This is a genomic window from Rhodococcus sp. NPDC057529 (genome assembly GCF_042802055.1).
Taxonomy (GTDB): Bacteria; Actinomycetota; Actinomycetes; order Mycobacteriales; family Mycobacteriaceae; genus Rhodococcus_F.
On sequence record NZ_JBHVEY010000028.1, the window covers coordinates 1 to 15,428 of the forward strand.

The 15,428-nt window shown below is 65.6% G+C and carries 17 protein-coding genes and 1 rRNA gene; 1 reads left to right on the forward strand and 17 read right to left on the reverse strand.

Annotated features, from left to right (window positions below; translation table 11 throughout):
- Positions 1 to 70, reverse strand: a 16S ribosomal RNA gene (locus tag ACFU5V_RS36525); the annotation flags it as partial.
- Positions 71 to 680: 610 nt separating this feature from the next.
- Positions 681 to 1,955 carry a UDP-N-acetylglucosamine 1-carboxyvinyltransferase gene (gene murA / locus ACFU5V_RS36530; protein ID WP_378705555.1) on the reverse strand — a complete coding sequence of 425 codons (1,275 nt, stop codon included), beginning with the start codon at positions 1,953 to 1,955 and terminating at the stop codon, positions 681 to 683.
- Between the two features lie 54 nt (positions 1,956 to 2,009).
- On the opposite strand from murA, the gene ACFU5V_RS36535 reads away from it, so the two are divergent.
- Positions 2,010 to 2,585 (forward strand): cob(I)yrinic acid a,c-diamide adenosyltransferase, encoded by a 576-nt coding sequence (locus ACFU5V_RS36535; RefSeq protein ID WP_378705558.1) that lies wholly within the window; start codon positions 2,010 to 2,012, stop codon positions 2,583 to 2,585.
- Here ACFU5V_RS36535 and ACFU5V_RS36540 read toward each other — a convergent pair whose 3' ends face one another.
- From ACFU5V_RS36540 to rpmE, 15 genes are all read right to left on the reverse strand, one after another.
- A complete protein-coding gene (locus ACFU5V_RS36540; RefSeq protein ID WP_185724739.1) occupies positions 2,586 to 3,008 on the reverse strand; it encodes a DUF2550 domain-containing protein in 423 nt (140 codons plus the stop codon).
- Between the two features lie 48 nt (positions 3,009 to 3,056).
- Positions 3,057 to 3,425: a F0F1 ATP synthase subunit epsilon gene (locus tag ACFU5V_RS36545; RefSeq protein ID WP_007300053.1), complete on the reverse strand. Its 369-nt coding sequence runs from the start codon at positions 3,423 to 3,425 to the stop codon at positions 3,057 to 3,059.
- Positions 3,426 to 3,431: 6 nt separating this feature from the next.
- Positions 3,432 to 4,883 carry a F0F1 ATP synthase subunit beta gene (gene atpD, locus ACFU5V_RS36550; protein ID WP_005252960.1) on the reverse strand — a complete coding sequence of 484 codons (1,452 nt, stop codon included), beginning with the start codon at positions 4,881 to 4,883 and terminating at the stop codon, positions 3,432 to 3,434.
- Positions 4,884 to 4,886: 3 nt separating this feature from the next.
- On the reverse strand, positions 4,887 to 5,867 hold the full coding sequence (locus ACFU5V_RS36555) for a F0F1 ATP synthase subunit gamma (RefSeq protein WP_378437671.1): 981 nt from the start codon (positions 5,865 to 5,867) through the stop codon (positions 4,887 to 4,889).
- Positions 5,868 to 5,915: 48 nt separating this feature from the next.
- Entirely contained in the window at positions 5,916 to 7,559 is a 1,644-nt protein-coding gene (gene atpA, locus ACFU5V_RS36560; protein WP_378437673.1) for a F0F1 ATP synthase subunit alpha, read from the reverse strand.
- Between the two features lie 62 nt (positions 7,560 to 7,621).
- A complete protein-coding gene (locus tag ACFU5V_RS36565) occupies positions 7,622 to 8,449 on the reverse strand; it encodes a F0F1 ATP synthase subunit delta (RefSeq protein WP_378437675.1) in 828 nt (275 codons plus the stop codon).
- Between the two features lie 5 nt (positions 8,450 to 8,454).
- Positions 8,455 to 9,015: a F0F1 ATP synthase subunit B gene (locus ACFU5V_RS36570; RefSeq protein WP_378437677.1), complete on the reverse strand. Its 561-nt coding sequence runs from the start codon at positions 9,013 to 9,015 to the stop codon at positions 8,455 to 8,457.
- Positions 9,016 to 9,022: 7 nt separating this feature from the next.
- Entirely contained in the window at positions 9,023 to 9,268 is a 246-nt protein-coding gene (locus ACFU5V_RS36575; protein ID WP_005252955.1) for an ATP synthase F0 subunit C, read from the reverse strand.
- An 84-nt stretch (positions 9,269 to 9,352) separates the two neighbouring features.
- Positions 9,353 to 10,138 carry a F0F1 ATP synthase subunit A gene (gene atpB, locus ACFU5V_RS36580; RefSeq protein WP_378437685.1) on the reverse strand — a complete coding sequence of 262 codons (786 nt, stop codon included), beginning with the start codon at positions 10,136 to 10,138 and terminating at the stop codon, positions 9,353 to 9,355.
- Positions 10,139 to 10,459: 321 nt separating this feature from the next.
- A complete protein-coding gene (locus tag ACFU5V_RS36585) occupies positions 10,460 to 10,933 on the reverse strand; it encodes a hypothetical protein (RefSeq protein ID WP_378437679.1) in 474 nt (157 codons plus the stop codon).
- 38 nt (positions 10,934 to 10,971) lie between these two features.
- The gene (locus ACFU5V_RS36590) at positions 10,972 to 12,153 is read right to left on the reverse strand and encodes a glycosyltransferase family 4 protein (protein ID WP_378437681.1); all 1,182 of its coding nucleotides are present in this window, start codon (positions 12,151 to 12,153) and stop codon (positions 10,972 to 10,974) included.
- Positions 12,150 to 12,806: an L-threonylcarbamoyladenylate synthase gene (locus ACFU5V_RS36595; RefSeq protein ID WP_124395817.1), complete on the reverse strand. Its 657-nt coding sequence runs from the start codon at positions 12,804 to 12,806 to the stop codon at positions 12,150 to 12,152. The genes ACFU5V_RS36590 and ACFU5V_RS36595 overlap by 4 nt, the downstream gene beginning before the upstream one ends.
- The gene (gene prmC / locus ACFU5V_RS36600; RefSeq protein WP_072946115.1) at positions 12,803 to 13,732 is read right to left on the reverse strand and encodes a peptide chain release factor N(5)-glutamine methyltransferase; all 930 of its coding nucleotides are present in this window, start codon (positions 13,730 to 13,732) and stop codon (positions 12,803 to 12,805) included. The genes ACFU5V_RS36595 and prmC overlap by 4 nt, the downstream gene beginning before the upstream one ends.
- A 54-nt stretch (positions 13,733 to 13,786) precedes the next feature.
- A complete protein-coding gene (gene prfA, locus ACFU5V_RS36605) occupies positions 13,787 to 14,866 on the reverse strand; it encodes a peptide chain release factor 1 (RefSeq protein WP_072946113.1) in 1,080 nt (359 codons plus the stop codon).
- A 92-nt stretch (positions 14,867 to 14,958) separates the two neighbouring features.
- Positions 14,959 to 15,201, reverse strand: coding sequence for a 50S ribosomal protein L31 (rpmE, locus tag ACFU5V_RS36610; RefSeq protein ID WP_005252948.1), 243 nt, complete (start codon positions 15,199 to 15,201; stop codon positions 14,959 to 14,961).
- Between the last annotated feature and the right edge of the window lie 227 nt (positions 15,202 to 15,428).

A 15,428-nucleotide genomic window follows, 5' to 3' on the forward strand; every position in this document is an offset into this window, starting at 1 on the left:
ACCGCTCGACTTGCATGTGTTAAGCACGCCGCCAGCGTTCGTCCTGAGCCAGGATCAAACTCTCCGTTGAAGACTCTAGATTTCACAGGCGAACCTGCCAATCAGTCATAGACATCGAGTCAAATCACTAGCAAAAAAAACTCAAACTAGCTATCAAACACTGACCCCCCACCGACGGAAGAAGGAGAAGGGCCAGCAAATACCCACACCACAACATCAACCAAACCCCAAGAGGCGGTTGAACACTCGTGATGCGGAGTACCAAAAACATTTGGCACTGACATTCATCGACACACTGTTGAGTTCTCAAAGAACACGCACACACCATCACCGCCGAAGTATCAACTTCGGCCGCTCCGGGGCAACCGTTCTATCTTATCCTACCAACCTCACCGGCGCAAGCCGTGACGCTGATCAAGATCAAACCGGGATTGAAGCACCACCATACACGGCGATGAACTTCCGATTTACCAGGCGCCTTCGTCCAACCTCGTGTCCCCCGCCTTCCGGCCGGGGTCGGTGTCCGTGTCGCTCTGACCTGGAATAAGTTACGCGAAGGGAAACTGCTTGCCAAATCGCCAGGTCACGGCGTTCACAGTTGCGGATTCCGCTGGTCAGAACCGGTGTGCCGCTACGGATCCGGGGTCTCGCCGCTCATATCGGTCGCTGTGACGCCGGACTCACCGTGACGAACCGGAATCCGCGTCCACGCGTTCGATGCGGCCACCGAGTTCCTGCAGGATCTCGACGAAGCGGGGATAACCGCGGTCGATGTGGAAGACGTCGTGCACTTCGGTCACCCCGTCGGCGACGAGACCCGCCAGCACGAGGCCGGCTCCCGCCCGGATGTCCGACGACCACACCGGCGCACTCGACAGCTGCGCGATTCCCCGGATCACTGCGTGATGACCGTCCGTCCGCGCATCGGCGCCCAACCGGATCATCTCTTCGACGAACCGGAACCGCGCCTCGAAGACGTTCTCCGTGATCATCGATGTTCCCTCCGCGACCGCCGCGAGACCGATGGCCATCGGCTGCAGGTCGGTGGGGAAACCCGGATAGGGCAGGGTCGCGAAGTTGACGGCCGTCGGCCGCGCTTCCTGGACCACCCGGAATCCGTCGGCCTCGGCCGTGACCTCCGCGCCGGCCACCCGCAGCTTGTCGAGTACGAGGCCGAGGTGCTTCGGGTTGACCCCCCGCACGCGCACGTCGCCGCGCGTCATCGACGCCGCGATCCCCCACGTCGCCGCGACGATCCGGTCGCCGATGACGCGGTGCGTGGTCGGCTCGAGCTTGGGGACGCCCTGGATGGTCAGCGTGGACGTGCCGGCACCCTGGATCTTCGCGCCCATCTGGATCAGCATGTTGCACAGGTCGACGATCTCGGGTTCGCGAGCCGCGTTGTCGATCACCGTCTCGCCCTTGGCGAGGACCGCGGCCATGAGGATGTTCTCGGTCGCCCCCACCGACGGGAACGCGAGCCGGATGTTCGCACCGTGCAGGTCCTCGGCCTGCGCGACCACGCAGCCGTGCTCGATCGTGCTGTGCGCACCCAGCAACCGCAGCCCCGACTGATGCATGTCGAGGGGCCGGGAACCGATGGCGTCGCCGCCGGGCAGCGCGACCACGGCGCGACGGCACCGCGCGACCAGCGGTCCGAGCACACACACCGACGCGCGGAACTGACGCACCGCCGCGAAATCGGCGTGATGTTTGGGTTCGGCGGGTGTCGTGATCCGGACGACGGAATCGTCGAGGTCCACATCGCAGCCGAGGCCGCGCAGAACGTCGGCCATCAAGGGAACATCCAGGATGTCCGGACAATTGGTGACAGTTGTGGTGCCCTCAGCCAACAGCGCTGCCGCCATCAGCTTGAGAACGCTGTTCTTCGCGCCCTCGACAGACACTTCACCTACGAGGCGGTTACCGCCGGTGACAAGGAAGCGTTCGCTCACAGAACACAGCCTAGAGCCAGGGATGCCGGCACCGGAGGCCGGTACCGTAACGCTATGGCCGTACACCTCACCAAGATCTACACCCGGACCGGCGACGACGGGACCACCGGACTCAGCGATTTCTCCCGTGTGTCGAAGAACGATCCGCGGCTCATCGCGTACGCCGACTGCGACGAGGCGAACGCCTCGATCGGGGTTGCGGTCGCGCTGGGCGACCCGCCGGACGAGATCCGATCGATCCTGCGTCAGATCCAGAACGACCTGTTCGATGCCGGTGCCGACCTGTCCACCCCGGTGGAGGCGGAACCGAAGTACCCACCGCTGCGCATCACCGGCGAGTACATCGATCGGCTCGAAGGCTGGTGCGACGAACTGAACGAACGCCTCGAGCCTTTGAATTCCTTCATTCTTCCGGGCGGGACGGCGCTGGGCGCTCTGCTGCACGTGGCCCGGACGGTGACCCGTCGCGCCGAGCGGTCGGCGTGGGCGGCTGTCGATGCGAACCCGGAGACCACCAACGCTCTTCCGGCGAAGTACCTCAACCGGCTGTCGGATCTGCTGTTCATCGTCAGCAGGCTCGCGAACCCCGAGGGCGACGTGCTCTGGAAGCCGGGCGCCGGGAAGTCCTGATCAGAGTCGGCGACCGCGAACCGATCGGCCGGAAGGTCGTGATTCGACCCAGGACAGGAACGCGGTCAACGCTCCCCCGTCCAGTGCGATCTCGTACGAGTTCCCACGGTCCTTGACCGACAGGATGATGATCTCCTCGGACATGATGTCGAATTCGGAGCCCTCGGGGCTGCGACGACCTGCGACCTCGATGCCCTGTCGCTCGATACGCGAATCGGGGCCGGGTCGCAGACTCGACAGTTTGAAGAAGACGAGCGAACCCTCGCCGTAGCGGATGACGCCGTGGCGCCATCCCGTGTCCCCGGGGGCGGGCGTCACCCGGAGGATCGCCGCGGTGCCCCCGCGGCGCAGTACTGCAAGCCGATACAGAAAGACCGCGACGAAGGCCGCGAGCAGCACAACCAGAATGATCAACACAGTCATTCCGATTGTCACTGTTCGTCGGCTCCGTCGCGGTCTTTCTCGTGCAGCCTAGGCGCGCTCTACAGCGCGGACCCGACCCTTGGCGACGGCAATCGCCTCGAGGTCGTCTCCACTCTCTGCGAGCACGGCCTTGGCCGCTTCCACATCGATGTCCTCGGCCAAGTCGGCTGACTCGGCGAGGATCGTGACTGTCTTCGCGGTCACGGACAGGAATCCGCCGTGCACAGCAGCGACGATACGCTCACCGTCGGCCGTCGTGATCGCAACCACTCCGCCCTCGACGAGCTGTCCGAGAACCGGCTCATGCCCGGGCATGACACCGATCTCGCCCTCGGTCGTCTGTGCGCTGACGAGAGTCGCCGAACCAGACCACAACCGTCGCTCCACGGCGACGAGTTCCACGGTCATCTCAGCCATCGTCGACTACTTCCCGGCGATCTTCTTGGCTGCAGCCTCGACGTCGTCGAGTCCACCACAGCTGTTGAACGCCTGCTCGGGCAGGTGATCGAACTCGCCCTTGCAGATGCGGTCGAACGCCTCGATGGTGTCGCGGAGCGGCACCACGGAGCCGGGCTCACCGGTGAACTTCTCGGCGACGATGAAGTTCTGGCCGAGGAACTTCTGCAGACGACGGGCACGGCCGACGAGCACCTTGTCCTCTTCCTGCAGCTCGTCCATACCGAGGATGGCGATGATGTCCTGCAGTTCCTTGTACTTCTGCAGGATGCGCTTGACCTCGTTCGCGACCCGGAAGTGCTCGGCACCGACGATGCCGGGCTCCAGGATGCGGGAGGTGGAGGTCAGCGGGTCGACAGCGGGGTAGATACCCATCTGCGAGATCGGACGCGACAGCTCGGTGGTGGCATCGAGGTGCGCGAACGTCGTGGCCGGCGCCGGGTCGGTGTAGTCGTCGGCGGGCACGTAGATCGCCTGCAGCGAGGTGATGGAGCGGCCTCGCGTCGAGGTGATCCGCTCCTGCAGCTCACCCATCTCGTCAGCCAGGGTCGGCTGGTAACCCACGGCCGAAGGCATACGACCGAGCAGGGTCGACACCTCGGAACCGGCCTGGGTGAAACGGAAGATGTTGTCGATGAACAGCAGCACGTCCTGGCCCTGGACATCGCGGAAGTATTCCGCCATGGTCAGCGCGGACAGGGCGACGCGCATACGCGTTCCCGGCGGCTCGTCCATCTGGCCGAAGACAAGGGCGGTGTCCTGGAGGACGCCCATCTCTTCCATCTCGAGGTGAAGGTCGGTGCCCTCACGGGTGCGCTCACCGACGCCTGCGAACACCGAGGTTCCGGAGAACTCGCGGGCGATACGGGTGATCATTTCCTGGATCAGAACGGTCTTGCCGACACCGGCACCACCGAACAGACCGATCTTTCCACCCTTGACGTACGGGGTGAGGAGGTCGATGACCTTGATGCCGGTCTCGAGGATCTCCGTCTTGCCCTCGAGCTGGTCGAAGGCCGGTGGCTTGCGGTGGATGCCCCACTGCTCGCCGTCGCGGCCCGTACCGGGAGCGTCGAGGCAGTCGCCCAGCGCGTTGAAGACGTGGCCCTTGACGACGTCGCCGACGGGAACCGAGATCGGCTTGCCCGTGTCGGACACCGAGGTGCCGCGGATCAGACCGTCGGTGGGCTGCATCGAGACGGTGCGCACCAGGTTGTCGCCGAGGTGCTGTGCGACCTCGAGGGTCAGCGTCTTGGCGACCGAGGGGAGCGTGATCTCGGCGTGCAGGGCGTTGAACAGTTCAGGAATGGCGCCACGCGGGAATTCAACGTCCACGACGGGACCGATGACCCGCACGACGCGGCCGGCGACGGACGAACCCGAGCCTGCCCCGTTGTTTTCGGTTACTGCTGCGGTCATTGCTTAGTCACTTCCTGCGCTCGAGGCGAGCGCATTCGCGCCGCCGACGATCTCGCTGATTTCCTGGGTGATCTGGGCCTGGCGAGCCTGGTTTGCCTGACGGCTCAACGTGTTCACCAGTTCGTTTGCGTTGTCCGTCGCAGCCTTCATTGCGGTACGACGGGCAGCCGACTCCGACGCCGCAGCATCCAGCAGCGAGGAGTAGATGCGGGTGCTGATGTACTTCGGCAGCAGGGCGCCGAGCAGCTTGTCGGGTTCCGGCTCGAAGTTGTATCCGGCGACCGGTTCCGAGTTGCTGGACCCGTGACCGTTCGTCAGTATGTCTTCGCCGAGTTCGACGTGCTCCTCGGAGACCATCACCTCGAGGGGAGCCATCCGGCGCACCTCGGGCGACTGGGTCAGCATCGACACGAAACGGGTGTAGACGATGTGCAGCTCGTCGACGCCTTCGATGGTGCCCTCACCGTTCGGCGCGGGCACCTCGGAGCCGGATCCGGCCATGAACAGGTCGACCAGGTGCCGGCTCGCCTTGGCGGCGTCGGAGTAGCCCGGGTCCTGGGAGAACCCGGTCCACGCACCCCCCAGATCGCGGTCACGGAACGTGTAGTAGCCCAGACCCTTGGATCCGAGCACGTAGATGACCGGATCCTTGCCCTCGCTGCGCAGCAGCTGGAACAGCTCCTCGGCCTCCTTGAGGACGTTGGAGTTGTATCCGCCGCACATACCGCGGTCGCTGGTGACGACCAGGACCGCGGCACGCTTGGGATCGGGGCGCTCGTTGAGCAGCGGGTGGTCCAGGGAAGCGGACGCGCTCGCCAGCTCCGAGAGAACCTTCGTGATCTCCTCGGCGTACGGCTTCGCCGCGGCGACACGCGACTGTGCCTTCGTGATCCGCGAGGTCGCGATCAGTTCCTGCGCCTTGGTGATTTTCTTGGTCGAGTTGACCGACTTGATGCGAGACCTCAGTTCGAGAATGCTTGCCATCGATCGATCACTCTCCCTTCATGTTTCGCAGCATCATGGGCAGGCCGCTCACTTGCTGACGGTGGTGCGCTTGACGTTGATCTGCTCGTGGCCGACCTCGCCGGCGTCCAGAGCTTCAGCCTCGGCCTCGTTCACGACCCGGCTTCCGTCGGACGCGAGGAAGGTTTCCTTGAACTTGTCGGTGGCCTCGACCAGCGCCTTCGCGTTGTCGGCGTCGAGGGCCTTGCCGCCCTTGATGCTCTCGTACACGCCGGAGGCTGTGCGGTGCAGCTCGTCGAGCAGTTCGGCCTCGAAGCGGCGGACGTCGCCGACGGGCACGCTGTCGAAGACACCTTCACCGGCGAGGTAGATCGACACGATCTGGTCCTCGACGGGGATCGGGCTGTACTGATCCTGCTTGAGCAGCTCCACCAGGCGGGCACCACGCTCGAGCTGTGCCTTCGAGGCGGCGTCCAGGTCGGAGGCGAAGGCGGAGAACGCCTCGAGCTCACGGAACTGGGCCAGCTCCAGACGCAGCGAGCCGGAAACCTTCTTCATGCCCTTGGTCTGCGCGGCACCACCGACACGGGACACCGAGATGCCGACGTTGATGGCGGGACGGACACCCTTGTTGAACAGGTCCGACTCGAGGAACACCTGACCGTCGGTGATGGAAATGACGTTGGTCGGGATGTAGGCCGAGACGTCGTTGGCCTTGGTCTCGATGATCGGCAGCGCAGTCAGCGAGCCTCCACCCAGGGCGTCGGACAGCTTGGCCGAACGCTCCAGCAGGCGGGAGTGCAGGTAGAAGACGTCACCGGGGTATGCCTCACGTCCCGGCGGGCGACGCAGCAGCAGGGAGATGGCGCGGTACGCCTCGGCCTGCTTGGTCAGGTCGTCGAACACGACCAGGACGTGCTTGCCCTGGTACATCCAGTGCTGGCCGATGGCGGAGCCGGTGTAGGGGGCGAGCCACTTGAAACCGGCGGAGTCGGAGGCCGGGGCGGCGACGATGGTGGTGTACTCCATCGCGCCCTGCTCCTCGAGGGCAGCCTTGACGCCCGCGATGGTGGAGCCCTTCTGGCCGATCGCGACGTAGATGCAGCGAACCTGCTGCTTCTCGTCGCCGCTCTCCCAGTTGGCCTTCTGGTTCAGGATCGCGTCGATGCAGACGGCGGTCTTGCCCGTCTTACGGTCGCCGATGACGAGCTGACGCTGTCCGCGGCCGATCGGGGTCATCGCGTCGATGGCCTTGATGCCGGTCTGCAGCGGCTCCTCGACGGGCTGACGCTCGAGCACCGAGGCAGCCTGCAGTTCGAGGGCGCGGGTCTCGTCGCTCGCGATCTCGCCCAGGCCGTCGATCGGCTGGCCGAGCGGGTTGATGACGCGGCCGAGGAAGGCGTCGCCGACGGGAACCGACAGCACGTCGCCGGTCCGCTTGACTTCCTGGCCTTCCTGGATGTTCTCGTAGTCGCCCAGGATGACGGCACCGATCTCGGTGGCATCCAGGTTGAGCGCGACGCCCAGAATTCCGCCGGGGAACTCCAGCAGTTCGTTGGCCATCGCCGAAGGCAGGCCACTGACGTGCGCGATGCCGTCGCTGGTGTCGGTCACGATGCCGACCTCTTCGCGGGAGGCCTCCGGGGAGTAGCTCGCGGTGTAGTTCTCGATCGCGCTACGGATCTCGTCGGAGGAGATCGTCAGCTCCGCCATGTTTTTCCTGCTCTCGGTGTCTGGTCTTCGAAAAGATCTGGGGTATGGGGTTCGGTTGCGGACTACTTGAGCGACTTCCGCAGCGCTGCGAGACGTCCCGCTCCGCTGCCGTCGATCACCTCGTCGCCCACCCGGACGACCAAGCCGCTGAGGAGTTCAGGATCGACCTCCACGTGAACCGTCACCGGCTTCCCGTAGGTACGGGTGAGGGTGGCGGTCAGCCGATCCGACTGCTCACTGGACAGCGGAGCAGCGCTGCGCACCTTGGCGACAACCGCCTTCCGCTGTGCTGCTGCCAGATTCGACAGTTCGTCGAAGGCGTCCGCGGGCGCGGAGTTCTTCAACCGGCCCACTGCCTGGGTCGCCAATGCCTCGGAGACCGCGGTGACCTTGCCGTACAGCAGCTTGGAGAGCAGGTCACGCTTGCCCTTCGCCGGTACGGAACGGTCGGACAGTGACTGCTCGAGCTTCGGGTCACCGGCAACGATGCGGCCGAGGCGGAAGAGCTCGTCCTCGACGGCGTCGAGCTGTCCCTGATCGGCCGCTGCCTTCAGCAGCGATTCCCGACCGAGGAGCACCAGCGAGTTGAGCAGGTCGGAGGTGAGGGACCAGTCCTGGCCCACCGCCGACTTCAGGACGGCGAGGGTCTCGGCCGAGACCTTGCCGCCGAACACCTGCTCGGCCAGACCTTCGCGAACGCTCCCGGTCGTCGAGGTGTCCGACAGGGCACTCCGGAGAGTGCGCTGCTCGTCCAGGATCTCGACGACCGAGAACAGCTCGGCCCCGATCTGGGCCGCGGCCGCTGTGGCTGCTCCGGCAGAGACGGATCCCAAGGCCGAAGACAACGCAGCACGGGTCTGCGTCAAGGCCTCACGGCTCGCTGCGTACATGGTGCTCACTTCCCTGCTGCGGAATTTGCGCCGATGGAGTCGAGCTCGTTCAGGAATCGGTCGACGGTGCCGGCCCGCTTCACGTCGTCGGCGAGGGACTCACCGATGAGCTTCTCGGCGAGGTCGACCGCGGTGCGGCCGAGATCGGAGCGCAGTTCGGTGACGATCTGCTGACGCTGGGCAACCAACTGGCTGTTGCCGGCGGCCACGATGCGGTCGCTTTCTTCCTGAGCCTGTGCCTTCATTTCGGCGATGATCTGCTGCCCCTGGGTGCGCGCGTCCTCACGGATCTGCGCAGCCTCGGTGCGAGCTTCGGCCAGCTGTGCGCGGTACTGCTCGAGCGCCGCCTTCGCTTCGGCCTGGGCCTCTTCGGCCCGCTTGATGCCGCCGTCGATCTGCTCGGTTCGCTCGGCAAGGACCTTCTGGAACATCGGAAGGACGTACTTCCAGAAGACGAAACCAACGATGACCAGGCAGACGATCGACCAAACGATGTCATACGTCGCGGGGAGGAGAGGGTTGTGACTCTCTTCCTCTGCCGCGAGCAATGCGATGTTGGCTGCCATGACGGTCTTAGAAAATGAAGCCGGCGACGAGGCCGATCAGCGCGAGGGCTTCGGTGAAGGCGATACCGAGGAACATCGTGGTACGAACCTGTCCGGCCATCTCGGGCTGGCGAACCATGCCCTCGATTGCCTTACCGACGACGATACCCACGCCGATGCCGGGGCCGATCGCGGCGAGGCCGTAGCCGATGGCTCCGAAACCCGTCGAGTTGGTTTCCTGGACAGCTTCCTGAGCGAGGTACGCGAGGCTCATGGTGTTTCGTTCCCTTTCTGTTGACCTCCACCGTGTTCGGCGAGGCTCAGTTCTTGGTGTAGCTGGTCGTGAAGCTTGTGGTGCTCAGTGCGAATCCGCGTGCAGTGCCAGATCGATGTACACCGACGTCAGCAGCGCGAAAACGTAGGCCTGCAGGAAGATCACCAGCAGTTCGAAGAAGGTGAAGGCAATGCCGGCGGCAAGCGAGGCCACACCGAACACGGCCTGGAACCCACCGGAGACGAAGAAGAAGTACTGGGTGGCGCTGAAGAACAGCACCAGCAGGATGTGGCCGGCCAGCATGTTGGCCATGAGACGAACCATGAGCGTGAACGGCCGGAGGACGAACGTCGAGATGAACTCGATCGGCACGAGCAGGAAGTGCAGCGGAAGCGGCACACCCGGGACCACGATGCTGCTCTTCACGTACTTGAAGAAGCCGTACTTCTTGATGCCCACGTAGTTGAACACGATGTACGCCAGGGCGGCGAGCACGAGCGGCATGCCGATACGCGCGTTCGGCGAGATGTTGATGAAGGGGATGATGCTGCCGAGGTTGCTGGCGAGCACCAGGAAGAAGATGGTGGTGATGACCGGCAGGAAGCGCTTGCCCTGCTCCTTGCCGAGAATCTCTTCCGCGATGTTGATCCGGACGAAGTCGAGCGCGATCTCGCCGATGTTCTGGACACCGCGCGGAATGAGCTTCGGGCTGCGCATCGCGATGACGAAGAAGAGCATCATCAGCGCGGACAGCAGGATGCGAACCAGCATCAGGCGGTCGAGTTCGAACGGAGTCCCTTCGAACAGGACCGCGGGCGGGAAGAAGTCGTTCAGGGAAGGCGCGTGGAATTCTTCCGCGGCCACGTTGATGACGCTCAGCGTTCTCTCCCGTAGTCGGTCCGCAGCCTTCGTTGACTGCGGTTCGATCGGACATTGACGATCAAACAAGTCGACAAGCTCGACTCGCGTATTCGTCAGCTGCTGCGGACTGTTCGAGTCCAGCGTCTGTCGGTGTCGGCGACTCTCGTCGACTCGGCGGCCCTGGAAGTGCGGCCACCTACAAGCATGCAATACCGGCGAGTAACTGACTCGCACTCTCATTGCTCTCGCTTGACCCAGACCTTAGCAAGTCATCTACGACGTTGTGTAGACGGGGTCGGGGTCGATTCAATTTTACTACATCTCGTAGTACTACTTATCGTCCGAATCGGCCGCTCCGGCGTCGTCCGACGGCCTGGGCTCGACGTACGGCGCTTTCGTGCCGAGCACTCCGAACGTTTCCGCTCCCAGCACGATGACCAGCGACAGCACCATGACCAGCACCAATGCCGTCTTGTCGTAGAAGTCGAGCGGTTTGAGGATCGCAAGGACCGTGATCGCGAGGATCATCTTCAGCAACCACGTACCGAGCAGTACCGCTCCCGCCGTCAGCGCCGGAAGCTTCGCGGTGAACAGCACCCCGAGTGCGGTGCAGAGGATGAACCCTCCCCCGACGGCCGCACCGAGAAGTGCCCCGTACAGGCCGGGCTTGCCCGCGACGAGAAAGGCGACGATCGAACCGACCACTGCCAGCACGATCAGACCGAGAACTCCGTAGCGGACGGCAGCCCGCAACGACGCGGTGTGATCAGGGGCAGAGGCGGGGGTGAACGTCACGGTCGCCAAGGGTAGTGGATCCTCGCCGGTCGGCGGCAACCCTCCCGTCAGCCGCGACGGTCGTGCTGCTGTCCGCGAATCGACGGGACGGCCGTGACGACCAGCGCGAACACGAGACCTCCCGCCACCAGGAGCACGACGACACGACGGTCGAACAGGGCCGAACCGACCGCGCCGAACGCCAGCACACCGACCCACAAGTAGATGAGCAGCACGACCCGACGATGCGAGTGCCCGATCTGCAGGAGCCGGTGGTGGAGGTGCATCTTGTCGGGGCTGAACGGGCTCACCCCGGCGCGGGTGCGCCGGACCACGGCGAGCAGCAGGTCCAGGATCGGAATGAACATGACCGCCCCGACCAGCAACAACGGCGAGAGCAGACCGAGCAGGTCGCGGGTGCCGTACGCGGTCAACGGAATGCGACCGGACGCGCTGGTGGAGATGGCCGCGAGCATCAGTCCGATCAGCATGGAACCGGAATCGCCCATGAAGATCTTGGCGGGCTGAAAGTTGTGCGGAAGGAAACCGAGGCACGCCCCTGCCAGGGCGGCGGCGATCAGGGCAGGCGGATACGCGCTGACGTCGCCACCCTGATCGTGCAGAAGTCCCACCGAGAACACGCAGATCGCGAGCGAGGAGATCAGGCCGAGACCCGCGGCGAGGCCGTCGAGGCCGTCGACGAAGTTCATGGCGTTCACCATCACCACCGCGACACCCACGGTGACGAGACCGGCCTGCAGCTGGTCGAGGATGACCGTGCTGCCGTCCCCGAACGGCATGTAGACGATGAACCAGCTCACCCCCATCACGACGAGGATCCCGGCCGCGGTGACCTGGCCGACGAACTTCGTGAGCGCGTCCAGGCCCCAGCGGTCGTCGACGACACCCACCAGCACGATCACGAACCCCGACACCAGGGCGGCGGGAATGTCGGAGGTGAACTCGAATCCCCTGGTGAGCGCGGGCAGCTGTTGCGCGAACAACAACGCGACGAGCATCCCGAGATACATGCCGACCCCACCGAGGCGAGGTGTCGGGGTGACGTGGACGTCCCGGTCCCGCGGAACCGCCACCGCCCCGAACCGCAGTGCGAACAGCCGCACGGCTCCGGTGGCGAGGTAGGTCACCACCGCGGCCGTGAAGAGGACGAGCAGGAGTTCGCGCAGCGGGACACCCGCGCCCCCACCTGCTTGGGCCAGCACCACGCCGGCCGAGTCGGCAGCACTCACTGGGCGGACAGACTCTCCGCCGTCACTCCGAGCACGTCGGCGACGTCGCCGGTGGGCACCGCGCCTTCACGCAGGATCCGCGGGGTGGCGCCGGTGAGGTCGACGATGGTCGAGGCCTGCCCCTGTTCCGCCCGGCCGCCGTCGAGGTACACACTCGCCGATCCGCCGAGTTGCTCGCGGGCTTCCTCGACCGTCGTGGCGGGCGGGCGCCCGGAGACGTTCGCACTCGACACCGCGAGCGGTCCGACCTCACGCAGCAGTTCGAGGGCGACCGGATGCAGCGGCATGCGCAGCATGACCGTGCCCCGGGTGTCGCCGAGATCCCACGCCAGCGAAGGCGCTTGTTCCACAACGAGACTCAGCCCGCCGGGCCAGAACGCGCGGATGAGGTCGCGCGCCTGCGGGCGCACGCTGTACACCAGGCCGTCGATCGTGTTCCACGAGCCGACGAGCACGGGCACCGGCATGTCGCGACCGCGACCCTTGGCCCGCAGGAGGGCGGCGACGGCCTCGCCGTCGAAGGCGTCCGCGCCGATTCCGTACAGCGTGTCCGTGGGGAGCACGACGAGTCGTCCGGCCTTCAGCGCATTCTTGGCCGCACTCAGTCCGGCGGAGCGTGAATCGGGAAGGCCACAGTCGTAAACGGTACTCACCGGTTCATTCTTTCACCCTCGGCGTCGGCCCCTGCACGCTGCGCCTCGATATCCGTTGCGACGCGCCGGGCCACGACGAAGCGCGGCTTCCCCGCCAGGTCCGGGTGCTCCGCGACCTCGCCGAACACTCGGCGGGACGCGAACAGCGCCGCGACGTCGGAGCCGTTCGAGTCGTCGTGCTCGATTCCGACCGCTCCGCCGATGCGCAGCCAGCGCGCGACGTTCGAGATCATCGGCTTGATGACGGACAGACCGTCCGGTCCGGCGAACAGCGCGCTGTGCGGATCGTGGTCGGCCACCTCGGGTTCGAGTTCGACACCCTCCGGGATGTACGGCGGATTCGCGACGATCAGGTCGACCCCGCCCTCGAGCCCCGCGAGCAGCGTCCGGTCGGTCACGTCGCCCTGGTACAGCCGGATCGGCGCGTCACCTGCCTGTTCGCGGGCGTCGGCGTTGCGCCGGGCCCACGCGAGCGCATGCGGTTCCAGTTCGACGGCGTGCACGACGGCATCGGGGCGGGCGTTGGCGATCGCCAGCGCCAGCGCGCCCGACCCGGTGCACAGGTCGAGGACCACCGGCGGATGCTGATCGCAGCTTCCGAGGAACGCGAGCGCCCACCCGAGCAGCAGTTCCGTTTCCGGGCGCGGCACGAAAACGCCGGGGCCGACCTCGATGTCGATGTCGCCCATCGCGGCCGTACCGAGGATGTACTGCAACGGAATCCGCTTGGCCCGCTGGTCGACCATCTTCTTGTAGGCGTCGATCACCGACTCGTCGACGAGCGGGACGAGCCCGAGCCGGGTCCGCTCCACCCCCAGCAGGTGTGCCGCGAGCAGTTCGGCGTCCGCACGGGAGCTGCGCACCCCGGCCTCGTCGAGTTGCGCGGTTGCGTCGATCAGGGCCAGGCGAAGAGGAAGGCGACTCACAGGTACAGAGTGCCACGCGGCCCGCCGTCCGGTGGCGCGGTCCCGGCTTCGCGGTTACTCCGCGGCGAGCCTCGCCTCACGGTCCGACTTGCCGAGCGCGTCGAGGAGGGCGTCGAGTTCGCCGTCCAGGACCGCATCGAGGTTGTGGGACTTGAACCCGATCCGGTGATCGGTGATGCGGTTCTCCGGGAAGTTGTACGTGCGGATCCGCTCGGAACGGTCGACGGTGCGCACCTGGCTCTGCCTACCCGCCGACGCCTCCGCGTCCGCGGCCTCCTCCGCCGCGGCCTGCAGCCGGGCGGCGAGCACCTGCATGGCGCGGGCCTTGTTCTGCAGCTGCGAGCGTTCGTTCTGACAGGTCACGACGATGCCGGTGGGCAGGTGCGTGATCCGGACCGCGGAGTCGGTGGTGTTGACGCCCTGACCGCCCTTGCCCGAGGAGCGGTAGACGTCGATGCGCAGATCGGTTTCGTCGATCTGCACCTCCTCCACCTCTTCCGGTTCGGGGTAGATGAGGACACCCGCGGCGGACGTGTGGACGCGTCCCTGCGATTCCGTCACGGGCACACGCTGCACGCGGTGGACGCCGCCCTCGAACTTCAGCCGCGCCCAGACCCCGTCACGCACATCGCCCTTCGACTTGATCGACAGCGTCGCATCCTTGTATCCGCCGAGGTCGGACACGGTCGCGTCGAGGATCTCGACGCGCCAACCGTGACGCTCGGCGTACCGGACGTACATTCGGGCCAGGTCGGAGGCGAACAGCGCTGATTCCTCGCCGCCCTCCCCCGACTTCACCTCGAGGACCACGTCGTCACCGTCGTGCGGGTCGCGGGGAGCGAGGAGATCGGTGAGGGTCTTGTCCAACTCGAGGACCTGCTCCTCGAGTGCGGGCACCTCGGCGGCGAAGCTGGAGTCGTCGGCGGCGAGTTCCCGCGCCGCCTCCAGATCATCCTGCGCCGACTTGAGCCTGGTGTACGTCGCCATGATCGGCGCGAGTTCGGCGAATCGCTTGCCCGCCTTGCGGGCCGCGGAAGCGTCGTTGTGCAGGGCCGGGTCCGCCAACTGCTGCTCCAGGCCGGCGTGTTCGGCCAGGATGTCGTCGATGGCCGAAGGCTGGGTGGTCCCTGCCATGATTCGCTCCGCTCTGCGTTCGTTCGGGAAGTAGGCACAAAAAAGCCGACGCCCGGCCTGCAATTATCGCAGGACGGGCGTCGGCGGAACAGCTAGGACTCTGCAGATTCCTTGGCTGCGCCCTTGCCGGCACGCTTGCCGTAGCGAGCCTCGAAGCGGGCGACACGTCCACCGGTGTCGAGGATCTTCTGCTTGCCGGTGTAGAACGGGTGGCACTGCGAGCAGACCTCGACGTTGATACGCCCGGTCTCCTTGGTGCTGTGGGTCTCGAAGGTGTTGCCGCAACCACAGACCACGGTGGTGGCCACGTAATTGGGGTGAATGCCTGACTTCATGGTGTCCCTTTCAATGGTCGCCGGGTCGCCTTCGCCGTTCGAAGACGTGAACCGGAACCGGACTCAGCCGCTCAGTATGCCAGATCGCAGGTTCGCGATCCCAATCGGCATTTGTGCTTGCGGTGTGGTCAACGCGGGTGGCCCGCGTTTTGTTCCACGGTGATTCCGGAGGGGAAAGCAGCGGGGGGGGGGGGGGGGGGAAAGGGAGGGGGGGGGGGGGGGGGGGG

Coding starts and splice junctions, on each gene's coding strand:
- prfA (WP_072946113.1), bottom strand. CDS start 14,866: ATGGCAGGGACCACCCAGCCTTCGGCCATCGACGACATCCTGGCCGAA.
- ACFU5V_RS36565 (WP_378437675.1), bottom strand. CDS start 8,449: ATGTACGCAGCGAGCCGTGAGGCCTTGACGCAGACCCGTGCTGCGTTG.
- ACFU5V_RS36570 (WP_378437677.1), bottom strand. CDS start 9,015: ATGGCAGCCAACATCGCATTGCTCGCGGCAGAGGAAGAGAGTCACAAC.
- atpD (WP_005252960.1), bottom strand. CDS start 4,883: ATGACCGCAGCAGTAACCGAAAACAACGGGGCAGGCTCGGGTTCGTCC.
- atpA (WP_378437673.1), bottom strand. CDS start 7,559: ATGGCGGAGCTGACGATCTCCTCCGACGAGATCCGTAGCGCGATCGAG.
- ACFU5V_RS36535 (WP_378705558.1), top strand. CDS start 2,010: ATGGCCGTACACCTCACCAAGATCTACACCCGGACCGGCGACGACGGG.
- ACFU5V_RS36555 (WP_378437671.1), bottom strand. CDS start 5,867: ATGGCAAGCATTCTCGAACTGAGGTCTCGCATCAAGTCGGTCAACTCG.
- rpmE (WP_005252948.1), bottom strand. CDS start 15,201: ATGAAGTCAGGCATTCACCCCAATTACGTGGCCACCACCGTGGTCTGT.
- ACFU5V_RS36540 (WP_185724739.1), bottom strand. CDS start 3,008: ATGACTGTGTTGATCATTCTGGTTGTGCTGCTCGCGGCCTTCGTCGCG.
- ACFU5V_RS36575 (WP_005252955.1), bottom strand. CDS start 9,268: ATGAGCCTCGCGTACCTCGCTCAGGAAGCTGTCCAGGAAACCAACTCG.
- ACFU5V_RS36545 (WP_007300053.1), bottom strand. CDS start 3,425: ATGGCTGAGATGACCGTGGAACTCGTCGCCGTGGAGCGACGGTTGTGG.